This is a genomic window from Zooshikella ganghwensis DSM 15267 (assembly GCF_000428585.1).
In the GTDB taxonomy this organism is placed as follows: Bacteria; Pseudomonadota; Gammaproteobacteria; order Pseudomonadales; family Zooshikellaceae; genus Zooshikella; species Zooshikella ganghwensis.
In genome coordinates, this window is sequence record NZ_AUAF01000003.1 from 24342 (window position 1) to 39947 (window position 15606).

The 15606-nt window shown below is 42.7% G+C and carries 9 protein-coding genes; 2 read left to right on the top strand and 7 right to left on the bottom strand.

The window, feature by feature from the left end; all coding sequences use genetic code 11:
* Positions 1–2: 2 nt before the first annotated feature.
* Entirely contained in the window at positions 3–5279 is a 5277-nt protein-coding gene (locus F607_RS0101280; protein ID WP_027706584.1) for an SEL1-like repeat protein, read from the bottom strand.
* Between the two features lie 470 nt (positions 5280–5749).
* Positions 5750–6520, bottom strand: a complete 771-nt coding sequence (locus F607_RS0101285) for a hypothetical protein (RefSeq protein WP_027706585.1) — start codon at positions 6518–6520, stop codon at positions 5750–5752.
* A 264-nt stretch (positions 6521–6784) separates the two neighbouring features.
* On the opposite strand from F607_RS0101285, the gene F607_RS0101290 reads away from it, so the two are divergent.
* Both F607_RS0101290 and F607_RS0101295 read left to right on the top strand, forming a co-directional pair.
* Positions 6785–7936: an ABC transporter substrate-binding protein gene (locus F607_RS0101290; protein ID WP_027706586.1), complete on the top strand. Its 1152-nt coding sequence runs from the start codon at positions 6785–6787 to the stop codon at positions 7934–7936.
* Between the two features lie 499 nt (positions 7937–8435).
* Positions 8436–9449 (top strand): sphingomyelin phosphodiesterase, encoded by a 1014-nt coding sequence (locus F607_RS0101295; RefSeq protein WP_027706587.1) that lies wholly within the window; start codon positions 8436–8438, stop codon positions 9447–9449.
* A 117-nt stretch (positions 9450–9566) separates the two neighbouring features.
* Here F607_RS0101295 and htpG read toward each other — a convergent pair whose 3' ends face one another.
* The 5 genes from htpG to F607_RS0101320 form a co-directional block, all read right to left on the bottom strand.
* A complete protein-coding gene (gene htpG, locus F607_RS0101300; RefSeq protein ID WP_027706588.1) occupies positions 9567–11480 on the bottom strand; it encodes a molecular chaperone HtpG in 1914 nt (637 codons plus the stop codon).
* Between the two features lie 82 nt (positions 11481–11562).
* Complete coding sequence (locus F607_RS0101305; RefSeq protein WP_157365350.1) at positions 11563–12393, bottom strand: hypothetical protein; 831 nt, start codon at positions 12391–12393, stop codon at positions 11563–11565.
* A 149-nt stretch (positions 12394–12542) separates the two neighbouring features.
* A complete protein-coding gene (locus F607_RS0101310; protein ID WP_027706590.1) occupies positions 12543–13256 on the bottom strand; it encodes a DUF599 domain-containing protein in 714 nt (237 codons plus the stop codon).
* Positions 13257–13505: 249 nt separating this feature from the next.
* Complete coding sequence (locus tag F607_RS0101315; protein WP_027706591.1) at positions 13506–14372, bottom strand: prenyltransferase; 867 nt, start codon at positions 14370–14372, stop codon at positions 13506–13508.
* Positions 14373–14706: 334 nt separating this feature from the next.
* The gene (locus F607_RS0101320) at positions 14707–15453 is read right to left on the bottom strand and encodes a M48 family metallopeptidase (RefSeq protein WP_051310660.1); all 747 of its coding nucleotides are present in this window, start codon (positions 15451–15453) and stop codon (positions 14707–14709) included.
* Positions 15454–15606: the final 153 nt, after the last annotated feature.

Here is a 15606-nt window from a genome sequence, read left to right on the forward strand (position 1 = left end):
GACTATTTTGTTTTATCAAGTGATAAATACGACAGAGGAATTAATAGCCAATCTAAAGGTATATTTTCTTGTTCAATGGTTACCACATGCAGTAAACCATTATATTGAAAAATTAATTTAAACTGACTTGGCATAGCGTCTTTATGTTGAAGCCACTGCAATAAATTCGCAGAGCCTGGTATTTTTAATTGTTTGCTAGCAATCCACAGTGCGTCTTGATGGCTGCGTGTTACCTGAACAGGCGCTAATTGCTGCCACAACATAGAAAATGATTGATCCTTCTGTTGCCAATACCAACGGAGTGCTGATTGATTCGGCATTTGCTCTACGGTAAAAAATGAGGGGGAATCAGGCCACTGCTGTCGTGTTTGCTGATAGGAAGTAATACGCTGGTTTAAAGCATCCAGCTTAGCCTTTGCTAGGGTTAACATGTCCTCATCCATAGGTTTTTCTAAGGATGTTTTGTAATGCTCACTGCTCCTATCCGGTTTAACCTTTTTACCCTCAACATTCGTGTCGACTTGTTGTGTATTGGTCACTTCTTTTTCTTGTCCTTTGGCAACTATTTGCAAATCCAATTGACACACAGTCCACGCACTGATGATTGCTTCTGCGGGTAGTGATTGATCTGCATCTAAGGCCGCGTGACTAAAAAACTCGCAGGCTGTTGATAATAATCCACCAGGTAACTGAGGTAATGCTTTATCAATAATCTGCCACCATGGCATTTTACCCTGTTCTGGGTCCTGCCATGCTAATCGAGCCAGATAGTAAGCAGCGGCCCCTTGTCCTTGCTCCCACTGTTGATGCCAAAAATGCCATAACTTTTCAAAATATGGATCAGAATTGTTTTGTGTTGATTGCTGTTGACGCCAGCGACGATAAGCCTGCTCAATCACGGGAAATAGTGAAGGTATCACTAAATCAGGGTCTGACTGCATCACAAGTATCATATTGTCCAATACTTGCTGAACATCAATCCGCAAAAACCGACCAGGTGAAAACAGATTATGCTGCCGAGCAAACAGTAATGCCAAAGCACGCTGTGCATAGGGATTACTTTGTTCATTAGCGAGCTGTTGAATCCTATCCAGAGGTTCAAAAGGACCCGGTTCTAACACGATAGATAGCAACTGGGCCATGACTTGCGCATAAGGCTCTTGCTGTTGGGCTGCTTTGGTATACCAAAGCAATGCCTGTTGCAAAACATACTCGTTACTGGCACTTTGCTCCAGCCAATCTCCCAGCTGCCGCTGGGCTGCAATATCATTATCACTGGCTTGCCGTTGAGTGGTGGTTAACTCTGATAAATACTGCTGCCATAAATTCACCAGCTTTTTCATTGCTGGATCCTGATACTGCTGATAATGAGCAATAAGCAGTCGAACGGCTTCTGTATTACCTGCTGCTGCCAATTGCACAGCTTGTGCACGCGGTGCTGGTTGATTGGGTATCTGTTGTTGATGCTGCCACTGTTGTAATGAACTAAGTAACCCTTGCCATTTATCCTTGTTATCAGAAGGAGGCCAATTGCCAGTACTGGCTTTGACTAGCCAGTGGGCAGCAAGGTCAACATCCTGTTCTACGCCAAGCCCTAACTGATAAAACTGTGCCAATAAAAATGCTCTATAGGGTGGTACAACCGCTTGTTTATCCTCAATCAACAAATCAGCGACAACCTCCTTAACCAGATCTGGTTCTTGAGTCAACAACGCCTGCAATTGTGCAACCCCCTGCTGTTGCACTCGATAATCCTGGCTGCGTAACCAGTACTGTAATGCAGGTATTTGCCACTGTTTATCCTGCTCTGCAGCTCTCGCTAACCAATACCTGGCCATGGACCGATCGCCTTTTTCCAGCAACCACTGTCCTAATGCCCATGCTGAGCGCGCATGTCCCTGTAGTGCTGCATGACGCCACCAATATACGGGTGGCACTAACAGCTGCTGCGGAGATACAACCAGCAGCGAATCATCAACCGCAAGTAACTCAGCCAGCCAATAGGCTGACTCAAGGTTATCTTCAGCATCACTATGCAATAATGCCGCCCAGGGTTTCATTGCGTCATGGCTAGTCCTGGGTTCTAGGGCAAAGGCTTTTCGGTAGTAGCCAATTGCTTTTTGTGGCTGATATTCTAGAACAGCACCTTCGGCATAGGCCTTTGCAACCTGCAATAATGCGGAAACACTTAACGGTCCATCGACAGCCGCCAAACCTTTAACCGCTTCAGGCGATTTCATCAGCGCTAAATGATCAATAATCAAGGCTTTGAGCGTTTTAGATAATTCATGCTGTTGGAGTAAGCTGACCAGTGCTGGAACTACCACCTTTTGATCCAGCTTGTGGAGTGTTGCCATAATAGAAGTCAGTAATGCGTCATCTGCACCAGGCAAGTAGGCAGTTAACGCGTCTGCCACAGAAGAAAAACCACGCATCCCTATTGCTTCAACCGCAGCGATACGTAACAACGCACTGGTGGATGACTCCAAGGTTGAAAGCAACTGCTCAGCTAATGGCTTATCACTGGCTGTAACTGACAGCCAATCCAATAGCGCTTGGGCATCTCCTTGGTGAGCAGCCTTCTCTAACCAATCTGCAGCGAGTTGGGGCTGTCCCGTTGCTATAAGGTATTGGCCCAGTGCCCTCTGCGCTTTTTGATGTCCCTGGCTGGCTGCCTGTTGTAAATAGTCACGGGCTAGCTCAGCAGGAATCAAGACAACAGCTGTTTCATTACCCGATTGCAGCCAACGCCATAGTGCATATTGTGCTGCCACCTCACCTTGTGCTGCAGCTTGTAAATATAAGTGAATAATGTCGCTCGCAGAGCCTTGCAAGCTCTCATCCTGTTCATACCATTGGGCAAGTATCAATTGTGCTTTAGCTTCACCCAGGTTGGCAGCCTCTTGATACCAGCGTAAGGCTTCATGTGGCTGTGGTGCTAACAAAAATGCACCATGCTGGCTTTGTATACCCTGATAATAAAGATCCGCCAGCTTTAGCATCGCACCACTGTTCCCTTCTCGCGCGGCATACTGGAAGTAGCGATAGGCTTCAAAGGCTTGATCCCGTTGCTGGTGTAACTGACCAAGATAATAATAACTTTGTGCAGATCCCAGCTCTGCCGACTTTTCAAACCAATACTGTGCAGCCTGCAGATCATGCTCCCCTGCGATGCCATACCAGCAACGAAGCCCCCAAAGCAACCACAAACGTTGTTGAAAGTCTCTATCAGTTTCAGGTTTTAGGTCAGATGCCAGAACAGGTAAGTCTGCCAGCCATTGTTGAGCGGTTTTATCCTGTTGAGCTGCGGCTTTTGTCAGCCAGAAGGTTGCTTGGGCGATATTTCGTGGCTGCCCCCACCCTGCCAAAGCACTCATACCCAGCCACCGTTGCGCATCAAGCCAACCCGTCCGCCCAGCACGCAGCATTAATTGAAATATTGCTACTTCTTGATTTCGTCCACCTTGCCCCTGCCATAAGCCTTGTGCCAAAAGCCAATAGGCCTCAGCGGTCTGGGGGTTTAGTTTAATCGCATGCTGTAACAATTTAGCAGTATCTGCCCAGGTACCTGCCACCTGCTTCGTAAGCTGGAGTTTAGCCAGTTGCAGTGCTGCTTGACTGCTACCTTTATCACTAGCGGTTTTTAACAGCTGAATACTGGATTCATTCCACTGTTGTTGTTGCTGATACTGGGCCATCGCTGCCCAGTAAGCCCCCTCTGGATGTTGATGTTGCTGCCAAGCGGACTGCGCCCAGAAAAGTGCTTTTTCTAATTGATCAGCTTTCAAAAAAAATTCTGCAAGCGCAAGCTGGCTATACACCCAACCTTGCTCTGCTGACTTTTCGTACCAGTGACGTGCATCCTGCTTGTTAATCGTAAAGTAGCCACCATAGTGATAACTTTGAGCGAGCTGAAACTGCGCAGCAGCATCACCCTTTAATGCTTTAGCGAGAAAGTCTGGCGTTGGCCGTTTTGCAGGCACAGACCGTAATGGCACCTCCAGTGAAGTTGTTTGATCCTCAGCCAGATTAATCCACACTTTTAATGTACCGTGAGAAGCTTGCCAGGGGACGTGATAAGTCGCATATCCTTCGTTATCTGTCTGCCCTTCGTAGGTTTCTCCTACCACCTCAAGCTTAAAGGGACGCCGCCGCAATACCTGACCATTATCTCCCACCAGTTTAATCATTAAATAAGCATCCCCTGGCTGGCGCTGACTGGCTTCCTCCGCCAACACTTTTTGTTCTTCAGCAAGCATAACTTTACTATTAAAAATTTCACGGCTTCGGTGTGCTCGCTGCCGACGATGAAATGTGAGAACCTGAGTAAGCTTCATATCAGGCAGTTCAAGTTTAAGCTGTAAAACCTGCTGACCTAACTGACTAATAGACCACTGAAATTCCTGTCTTTGATTGCCCATAGCATCCCATTCAACAACATGAAGTAATTGCTGTCTGCTTTCAGGCTGAGCGCGATCGACTTTCAGTGTGTAAGTACAATAATGGTGGTCCGATAACACCACATCACTGGGTGCACACAGCAATGGTTTATTCTTTTTAGCTAATGCAAAATATTGATTGGGTTCCAGCAACATAATAACAGCGTCCCCTTCGCTAAATGCGACCCACTCACCCGGAACCAATGCTTCAGCGTTATCATCTTGCTGCAGTAAATTATTTAACAGTTGATGTGTTATTTGTTGACGTAAAGGCATCGTTAACGAAGTCCCTTCCATGCCAATAAACTGTAAATGACTCAACTGCTCTATTCCAGGTAAAGCGTTAATTGAAGTGGCAGCAATATTCAAATAACTCAGGCGTTGCAAATTATCCAAACCTATCAAGCTTTGTAGAGGGTTATCATTTAGCTCTAATACTTTTAAGGTTTGCCAACTTGCAGGAATGGTTAACTGGTTTAGACCAACACCCACTAACTGTAATCCTTCAAGATGTTGCAGTCCTAATAACGGCTCAATACTAATAACAGGCTGACCATGCACAGCCAGCCAACGTACCTGACCTTTTTCATCCAGCAATACACACTGCTGGCAAAGTAAAGGTATCCAGGTAGCCAATTCTGTAACATCAGCATTTTTGGGAAAGGGAGGAAATTGTTCCAGGGACAACAGCTCAAAAGCAGGAAACAGGCCATTCACTTCAGCAAAGTGCACAACCCGTGTCGTTTCATCGATACGACCTGCCATCGCTAGTCCGGTCCAGCTCAATAGGCTAACTACAATGGCAATAACTGCGTTAACCTTGCGCAGCATGACGATCATCGTGTGACTACTCAAATTACTACTAATATTTGCTAATACACGCTAACAGCACTGCAATTCTTTACAGACTAATCAAAAATAAATTGCTGTACTGATAAATGACATCGATAGTTTTCAGTAGTATAGGCAAAGACAAGATAGGTATTCAGAAAAATTAAATGAATAATTATTCAATTAATTTTCTTAAGAGTAAGTGGAAAACAGTGTTTTATACCCTTCGAACACGCCGTAAACTCTTCCCTGGAGACCCCTAATATCAGAATAGTTGTCGCTTCCTTTCGGCAAACAATTCAGCGGCCATTATCCAGCCTTTGTAGTGCCCTTAAAATATAGTGAGCTATTACTGTTATTTAAGCGAGATGAGGGTATAGCCCAAAGAGGGTCTTCTGCTACGGGAGGAACAAATGAATTCAAGCATTGTATGAGTATAATCTCTGATCATCACAGACTTTTTTTATATGCGACAGTCCTCAAAGTACCATCTGAAAAAGCACCGTCTGAAAAGGCAAACGTTCCGGTTGAATCTGGAGCAACGTAATCATTAACATGGCAAATAAACTACTTAAATAAAAACACCCAGGTAAAACCAAAAACCAACACACTGCACGCCAGCCTTGCTGCCTATAAAACGTCCGTACGCCTTGATAGGTTATCCAAATAGACCAGGCAGGTAACACGACCAATCCATATTCAACTATGTACACCGGATGCGCCCAGGCATCGATATACATAGAATAATGACAGCTCTCATAGATCGTGAGCAGCATAATGGGTAATGAAGTAATTAGTGAAGGCAAAATAAATAATTCTTTGGCAAATGTTTGCGCCATTATTGAGTAAGATGGTTTTAAGTGAGTACCACAAAAAATTATTCCCCATCTAATCCAATAACACCCTAGACTCAATACAATAATACCAATCGGTAGCCCTACAGCCGCAACACACAACCAATACCAGAACCACTGTGTCATAATGGTTTGCCAGTAGCTAAATGGCCCTCCCAGTTGAATTTCAAGCATCTGTCGGTTAATAATATCAACCATAACCGTCATACCCAGCAACCAACTCGCCACAAATACCAGTTTAGGAAAACGACACATTGAGTAAACTTTAAAAAAGCGAGAAGGTAAAAACAAAGCTCCAAGTAACGCATACCAGGGGACTGAGTGCTGCTTTTCAGGACTAGTTGTTGGAGGCTCAAGTAGACTGGCTTCCGGAGGGTGATAAAACCGATTTATCATAAAACTCTAAACGGCAGTGGTGATTCAAATAGTGTTAACAGGCCCTAACATAGAACCATTAAAAATGTGCGCTAATCACACCAAAAATGTAGTACAACCTAATTAATTACGCCACGCTATTTCAATGCTATCGATTACACAAATACACAACACTATTACGTGCAACGCTGCATTCATATGCTATACGCTATACTGTGAACCTATAGGGCACCTCTAACCTATGAAGGGTATAAAGAATAAGATCGTCAATGAGAGATTGATTACTTGTTAAAATATATTATCAACTCACCTTTATATGTCTTTTTTATTGAAGGCATCATCTTTTTTTTTCTTGTTTTTGCAGCCTTCGCTTCATCTTATTTAAGAGCAGCCCATATTACTCCAAGTATTGCCTTCATTTCCTTTCGCGCACCTGGTGATGCCTTTTGGGGACCTGTTGAAGATTTTATGCGCGCAGCTTGCAATGATCTAGGCATGAAACTTAAGGTTTACTATGCACATGGTAAGCGCGAAAATATGATGAAATACTATTTACATGCTGCACAGGAGGATCACGTTGATATAGTGCTAATTGGCAATTTTCGCAAAACTGCCCACCATATTATTAAACTGTCCTCACAGGAAAAAACACCGGTTTTTTTATTTAATGGCGGATTATCTGAAGATGTAGCCTCAGAAATTGGTCCTCCCAGAAAAAAGTACCCTTTATGGCTAGGTGAACTTTTACCTGATGATGAACAGGCTGGCTATGTACTTGCCAAAACATTAATTGATGCTGCACGTAAACATAATACTGAACGCAAAGCAACACTGATTGGTATTTCAGGTATTAATGTATCAACAGCTTCTATAGCCCGTAATAAAGGCCTAAAACGCGCTTTACTTGAATATACAAATAGTGCGGTATTAAAACAAATAGTACATGCCAACTGGGAACCTAAACTAGCAGCCCGACATTTTCACACACTCTATAAGCGTTATCCTGAAGTCAATATCGCCTGGGCGGCCAGTGACCTGATGTCAATAGGTATTATCGATTCTCTCTCTTCAGTTGACCCAGCACTAATACCCAATAAAAACTTCTTTACTGGAGGTATTGATTGGGCTAAACAAGGACTCACTTATGTTCAACAAGGTAAAATGACTGCTACCATTGGTGGTCATTTTATGGATGGTGCGTGGTCCGTGATTCTCATACATGATTATTTTAATGGTATCGATTTTGCGGATGATAGTGTATCAATGCGTTCCAACATGAATATCATCACCGCTGCGAATATTGATGCATACTTACACCACTTTGCAGGTCAACAGTGGGATAAAATCGACTTCAAAAGTTTTTCAAAATATTATACCCCTACCCTAAAACAGTATTCATTTACATTAGATGAAGTCATGAAACAATTTAGTCATTAATAGCCTCTCTAAACTTCCCCAAACTATAAATAGTAGCTACTTCCTTGTGACAACTATTCTGGTATAAGGGGCCTCCAGAGAAGGAGTCACGGCGTGCTCAAAGGGTATTTTATAGACTTTTACAGGTTCTTTAATGGAAAATTATATGCAATTGCCCTGCTTGGTTCAGAGGGATAGCGCAAACAATTAAAACAAACGTTTAAAACCTTTTCATTTTTTAATAAAAAAATTAATTACTCTCATCGAGCTGAAAATCTTTTAAAAATCACTTTTTTCACTTAACTGTTAAACTTTCGTCATACTCCTTTGTTAGAAATAAATACATACCAAGCTCAGCCCTAATACTGAATGAGCTTTCTTAGGTATACACAAAATAAAAAAACATACTTACAACAAAAATATACAAGAATAATAAAAAACAAAAACAATAAAAACATCACTCCATAAAAACCTATATTTTCACTAAAAAATATAGGTCATTAGCATGGGACATTAAACTATGTATAACCTAAGCAAATATTTGCTACTGGCTGCTATTGTTTTATTTTCATTTTCTTCTCACGCTAAAACATCACTGACTGTGATGAGTTACAATATTATGCAATTACCATTTCAAGACTGGGATCAAACTGCTCGTTTACAAAATACCGCCAATACTATCCGTCAACTATCTGTTAACCCAGATGTACTTATTATTAACGAAGCATTTACCGATGATGCCTATCAAACACTGACTCACTCACTGGCCGATATTTATCCTTACGCCACACCTATTGTAGGCCAACACTGCTCTACAGATCGCTCAAATTGGCAGACAATACAAGGTCGATGCAGTAATTCACCATTTATCATTCGAGGGGGAACATTTATTTTAAGCCGTTATCCTATTCTCGAACAACATGCCTATGTTTTTACCCATTACAGCAAATTATTTGAGGCGGCGGATTATTTTTCTAATAAAGGGGCTGTCCTAATAAAAATCGCCCAAAATGGTAAACCTCGTTATATTGTTGGCACCCACCTTCAAGCAAGTTATAAAAAGTATGTTGAAAAAGCACATACCATTAGAATGCAGCAATTTAGTGAAATTAATAGTTGGTTGAAACAATTTAAAATATCCCCTACTCACCCTGTTGTGCTGGCGGGCGACTTCAATGTCGAATACAAAAATACCCCCAAAAAACACCTTGAAATGATAGATCACTGTCAATGCACTATTAATTATAATTTTAATGGAGGCTCTTTTTCTGCAGCAACAAACTGGGTTGCCAAAGCGGGGGCTTATTATGATGGCTACGATCTGAATTATGACGACACATTAGACTATGTTGCCTATCATCAGCATTATCAACAGCCTATTCAGTATTATATGGAAATTATTAAAGCTAAAGCTGATACCAAGTGGTATTGGCATTACTTAGCAGGCAAATGGAATGACCAGTTATATCATGATGGCTATTACAGTGATATTTCTGATCACTATCCAGCCGTTGGTTATTTTTACTTTGACTAAATTAGGGCTTGCTAACACTAATTTATTAAAAAAAACGCCTGCTGTTGTCAGCAGGCGTTTTTTTACTCAATGATTTTAACAGGATAATAAGCTAAACAAAGACGTTCAGCTATTACTTTATCGGCTCATTTCAAGCAGCAGTTTATTCAAACGGTGTACATAGTTTGAAGGATCTTCCAGCTGCCCACCGGCCGCTAATTTTGCTTGGTCAAAGAGTACTTTCGTTAGGTCATTAAAACGATCAACATCCTGCTCATCATGAAGACGTTCGACTAAAGGATGAGTAGGATTAATTTCAAAGGTAGGCTTGGACTCAGGCATTTTTTGCCCAGCAGCTTCCATCACCTTACGCATTTGAATACCCAGGTCATACTCGCTCAGCACCAGACAAGCAGGAGAGTCTGTCAAACGATGACTCAGTTTAACTTCTTCAACTTCATCTTTTAAAACGTCTTTAATTTTTTCAATTAAATCTGCTTTTTCTTTGCTTGCCTCTTCAATGGCTTTTTTATCTTCTTCAGAATCAAGCTTACCTAGATCAAGATCGCCTTTTGAAACGTCAACAAATTTCTTACCATCAAACTCCATAAGTTGTTGGATAAGCCATTCATCAATACGATCATAAAGTACCAGAGCTTCAATCCCTTTCTTACGGAAAATTTCCAAGTGAGGGCTGTTTTTCGCTGCCTGGTAGTTTTCACCTAATACATAGTAAATCTTGTCTTGTCCCTCTGGCATACGACTAATATAGTCTTCAAGGGATTGATTCTGCTCATCATTGTCATTATGCGTTGAAGCAAAACGAAGCAGTTTGGCAATTTTCTCTTTATTACTGAAGTCCTCAGCAGGTCCTTCTTTCAGTACCTGACCAAATGTTTTCCAAAACTCAGCATATTGCTCAGGTTCTTTTTTAGCCATTTTGCTGAGCATATCAAGCACACGTTTAGTCAATGCTGCGCGCATGCTATCAATTTTCGGATTATTTTGGAGGATTTCTCTGGAAACGTTCAGTGGTAGATCATTAGAATCCACCGTACCTTTTACAAAACGGAGGTACAAAGGTAAAAACTGCTCAGCGTCATCCATAATAAAGACACGTTGAACATACAGTTTTAAACCACGTTGTACATCACGATTCCACAGGTCAAATGGTGCCCGCTTTGGAATGTAAAGCAAACTTGTATATTCTGCTTTACCTTCTACTTTGTTATGACTCCAGGTCTGAGGCTCATCAAAGTCATGACTGATGTGCTTATAGAACTCTTTATATTCTTCATCGGTAATTTCATTACGTGGGCGCGTCCATAATGCGGTTGCCGTATTAACGGTTTCGTATTCAACCACATCATCAGCTTTTTTCTCTTCTTCTTCATCCCCTGCAGGTGCAGCCTCTTTCACCATTTCAATAGGCAAAGAAATATGATCTGAATATTTGCGAATAATATTACGCAGACGGAAGCCATCAGCAAATTCTTCACAATCAGACTTTAAGTGCAGGGTAATTTTAGTACCACGCCCCTCTTTTTCTGCTGGTTCAATGCTGAATTCACCTTCTCCAGCAGACTCCCAGCAAGTAGCTTCCTCAGTACCGGCATGACGAGATGTTACTGAAACCCGGTCAGCGACAATAAATGCAGAGTAAAAGCCTACTCCAAACTGACCAATCAAGTGTGCGTCTTTCTTTTGATCACCTGTAAGCGACTGCAGGAATTGGGCAGTACCTGACTTTGCAATCGTACCAAGGTTATCGATCATTTCCTGACGTGTCATCCCAATACCGTTATCTTCCACGGTGATGGTTTTGGCTTCTTTATCAAACTCAATGCGAATTTTTAAATTCGGGTCATCAGAGAGTAACTCCGATTTGTCTAACGCAGCAAAACGTAATTTATCGACGGCATCTGAAGCATTAGAAACCAGCTCACGTAAAAATATTTCTTTATTGGAATATAAGGAGTGAATCATCAGGTGAAGTAGTTGTTTTACTTCTGTCTGAAATCCAAGTGTTTCCTTTTTAGTTTCTACTGTCATGTGCTGTTGACCTTCCACAGACGTTGAACTTACTCCGAGCTACCTCGGAATTCACAATTGACAGCAAGATGGGGGAGTTTTTTTATTTTTCAAGGGGAGACATGGTTAATAATGGCTTTTCAACGGGTAATTGGCTCGAACCCTCGCTCCACGGTAAGGTTCCTCGTAACCGGGTTTGCTCATTGAGGTATAAATCCAGTGTTACAAAACGAGGCGTCGCATGCAGCATAAAGCTATGAGGTTTGGCTAAATGATCTTTCAGAGAAGGTCTTTTCGTATCAGCAGGACGAGTCAGTTGGGAAAAAACCAATGGATAATCACGCACATCTAACATTCGTCCCATCACTAGCTTGCTATCCGGAAAGGTAATGCGTAACTCGCGAAGTGGCACAATATCATTGACTTGCTGGCGCTCAGCAATGACTAGCTGACCTTTACGCCACTCAATATAGTTTGGGCTAAAAGGCTCATTATCTAAGGTCCCCATCATGGGTAAATGTAGTAGCGCCTGCTGGCGCTCCGCTTGCCAGTCTTTGACAGGTGCGAGCATGGTATCAGGCTCATTCTGGGTACCTGCCCACCCCATCTGCAAAGGTGCAATGATGGCGGCATATTTTGCTGGCGCAGCAAACTGCATATTATGCAGCGCTACTGCGGCGGTTATCAAACTAATGCCTTGCACCAGCATAATGACCTTTAATCTATCCCAGTAACGCCAGACAAACTCCAGCGCTAATACTGGCACCACCAGACACTTCAGCAGCGCCTGCCCACTTTGCAGCCAAATAAAATGATAAAGACAAGGTAAGCTTAAAGCGAAAACCACCAAAGCGGTATACAAAATAAATTCTTCGACAACCAAAATAATGACCAGCACGTCAATAAAATAGGCTGCCAACTTTATCACACTCAAACAGGAAGTGAATAGCTTGTCTCAGCCCTTACAGATCACAACATAGTGATCTGAAATAAATTACGCCCCTCAGCACTCCACTCGTTACTCCAGGCTTATACTACATGACCTGTCTGTTAAAATGAGCTGTTTTACTGATTAACCGTACTCTAATGTTCTGGTGAGACTGACACCTTAGCTTTTAAGGGAGTAATGACCATTGCCTTTAACACGGTTGAATGAAATTCACGCTGATAGAGGATAATCACCACCAGTATGGTTGCCAACATATAAAACCAAGGGTTCAGAAACCACGCTAATGTGGCCAGGCCAAAATAAAAAGCCCGCAGTCCATAGTTAAACCGATTCGCCGCCAACGACAGTACTTTAGCTAACCGTAACCCATAGTTACTTCGCTCCTGATCACTTACATCCGACTCCGAAGGCAATGGTGCACTGCCTAACAACACAGAGGCAAAGTTATATTGGCGCAAACTCCAGGTAAAGGTAAAAAAGGCATAAACAAAGATGACTAACAGCACCATAATTTTCAACTCCCAGGCTTTGCGCGAGGGTGCCGAAACCCAAGGCAGATCTGATAGCACTAATATGGCGTGTTCGGTGGCCGTAAACGCTGTCACTAATCCTGCTACCACTAAGATAGAGGTTGAGGCAAAAAACGTGACGTTGCGCTCTAGGTTTGCAGTAATGCTCGCATCCCCAATGCGATTCTCTCGCAGCAGTATTCGGGTTGCCCACTGCTGTCGGTAACGGTGTAAAACTTTCGCTAAACACTGCTGCCTTCGCCCCTGAAACTTAGCAAAAAAACTATAACCAACCCATGCCAGGAGTAACCAAATTAAAGCAACGACATCCCAAAGCATTGCACTGACTTCCTTACAGGTATCAATTGAATGGGTGAACTGCCCAGCAACGGCTTTACAATAACACTCACACTAATGCCTTATTGTGACTTCAAAAATGCGTAAGGCTATTGCCATACCCTTACCCACCTCACCCATACCCTACCGCCATGTTATTAATATGAAATACCATTATTACTGCCGTTGAGCTTCTCAAACGAAGTCTTCACTTGTCTTATGCCAGTTAATAGAGCCTAGGGCCTGTTAACCCTAATAAAGTGCCAAACTATAAGCCACCCCAAAGACCAAAAAAAACAGCCCTGTTTTTGGTGGCAACTGGTAGCGATCTTTCAACTCCTTTTTAAGTAAAGTCAGGAGTCCAGGTAACAATAATAAGGGGACAACCAGCCAATATACGGTAAGCAACTTGCCCCAATACCACATAAGCACGCTCGTGACATAACATATCAGCAATAATCCGTAGTAAAGACCAAGGCTACACTGTAGACCCCACCTGACGGTCAGGGTTTGCATACCTTGCTGTTCATCAACATCGATATCACGAATTTCATTACTCAATAACAACAAAGCAGAAAGCACACTCACAGGAATGGCTTCGAGCATTACCGTATACTTCCACTCGCCAGCCACCGCATAATACGCACCGGCTACCATTAATATGCCCATTAACCAGAAAACACAGGGTACACCCAGTCCTCTAGCCTTATAGTTAATCGGCTCACCGGTATAGCCATAACCGCCCACTAAACCAACGGCACCTAACAGCAGTATCCCCCACCCCACTTGCCAAGTGAGCCAAAGTCCAATTAATACCGCAATACCCGCAGCCCCCCCCCCCCATAAGGTGTGTTGTTGAATAATCGACAACACCTGTAGCTTTTGAGGATACTCGCTAACACTAGCCTGCTCCCATAATGTCCGATCACTGTGGTTATTTAATAAGTTGACAGCTACCTGTAGCAATATGCCTGCAACCATCACAGCCATCGCCCGAAGATCATCACCCAAGCCATCACGATAGGCGAGTAACACCCCCAACCCACAGGTAATAATGGCCACACTGTAAGAAAAAGGTCTGAGGGCTCGTTTTAATGTGTATTTTTTTGGATCTAACATGTTTTTCCGCAAGCTAGCTAAATCACTGCACATAGCTACTTCGATGCAAAATGCCAGGCATATACATTGAGGATATGTGCATATCAATAAAATAATAGAAGTGAAGTGTAATCAGATACTCGCACGGTGTCACATAGGCACTGTACGTATTCAATTAAAACACGATGAAGAAGGATTCGCGGAATGTCACTAAGAACCAGATCAGCCAGAGGTCATCATACTCTGGCTAATCTCGTTTTCTTATGACTTTGGCTTTTTGCCAAAACATTTGAGCTTATTTTTTAACCACTAAGGCATGGGCTGATTATACCCACAGCTTAGTGTTATAAAACGCTTACAGCTGAGCTTTTATCTTTTCAATACGCTCAGAGGTTGACGGATGGCTTGAGAAGAAACCACCACCTTCTCCTGAGTAGCGCTGCAGTTTCTGGAAAGCACTGACCATGGCATTCGCGTTGTAGCCATTTTGTTTCATAAACTTCACACCAAAGGTATCAGCCGCTAACTCGTCTTCCTGAGAGAAATGAGCACCAACAAAGGTTTCTGCTAACTCACCCGCTTCAGATCGTGCGTACTCGCCAATTTTACCGCCAGATGCTGATAACCCCTTACGTGCTGCAGAGGTTAACAGGGTTGATTTGTACTGGTTAAATGAGTGTTTAAGAATCACATGACCAATCTCGTGCCCGATCACACTGAGTAGCTCTTGATCATTCATTTTGTCCATAAGTCCAGAGTAAATGCGAACAGTGCCATCAGGCATCGCAAATGCGTTTAACTCTTCATTCTCATAAACCTTAAAATTAAATGTCACACCCTGAACAGTCTGGTGTTTGCTCACCAGACGACTGAGCCGTTGCTGGTACTTACTGTTAGCAGGTGCCACTTTGACTTTTTTATCCATCTCGGCAGCAGACAATCGAGCACTATCAATTACTTCCGCTTCAGTAACCGTCATAGCGGACACTGCATCTCCCAACGCATCAGATGCCAGCGAGTTTGATTTCAACTCATCCAATTTACAACCGGAAAGACTGATTGTAAATACGGCAGATGCAGCCATTACAGTTAACTTCTTCATTCCTGATTGCCTCTCCACATGATAAAAATAAATCTGATTCACTGCCTTCACCGCGACATAAGCATCTCAAACTGGAAAGCAGCTGACAGTCACAATTAACCTACTGATGACAGAGTCAGCATCATGAAAACGACCTACTCTGTTAACAATTAC

Bases quoted from the DNA above. Each gene is read 5' to 3' on its own strand.
- F607_RS0101280 (WP_027706584.1), bottom strand. From the start codon at position 5,279: ATGATCGTCATGCTGCGCAAGGTTAACGCAGTTATTGCCATTGTAGTT.
- F607_RS0101285 (WP_027706585.1), bottom strand. From the start codon at position 6,520: ATGATAAATCGGTTTTATCACCCTCCGGAAGCCAGTCTACTTGAGCCT.
- F607_RS0101295 (WP_027706587.1), top strand. From the start codon at position 8,436: ATGTATAACCTAAGCAAATATTTGCTACTGGCTGCTATTGTTTTATTT.
- htpG (WP_027706588.1), bottom strand. From the start codon at position 11,480: ATGACAGTAGAAACTAAAAAGGAAACACTTGGATTTCAGACAGAAGTA.
- F607_RS0101310 (WP_027706590.1), bottom strand. From the start codon at position 13,256: ATGCTTTGGGATGTCGTTGCTTTAATTTGGTTACTCCTGGCATGGGTT.
- F607_RS0101315 (WP_027706591.1), bottom strand. From the start codon at position 14,372: ATGTTAGATCCAAAAAAATACACATTAAAACGAGCCCTCAGACCTTTT.
- F607_RS0101320 (WP_051310660.1), bottom strand. From the start codon at position 15,453: ATGAAGAAGTTAACTGTAATGGCTGCATCTGCCGTATTTACAATCAGT.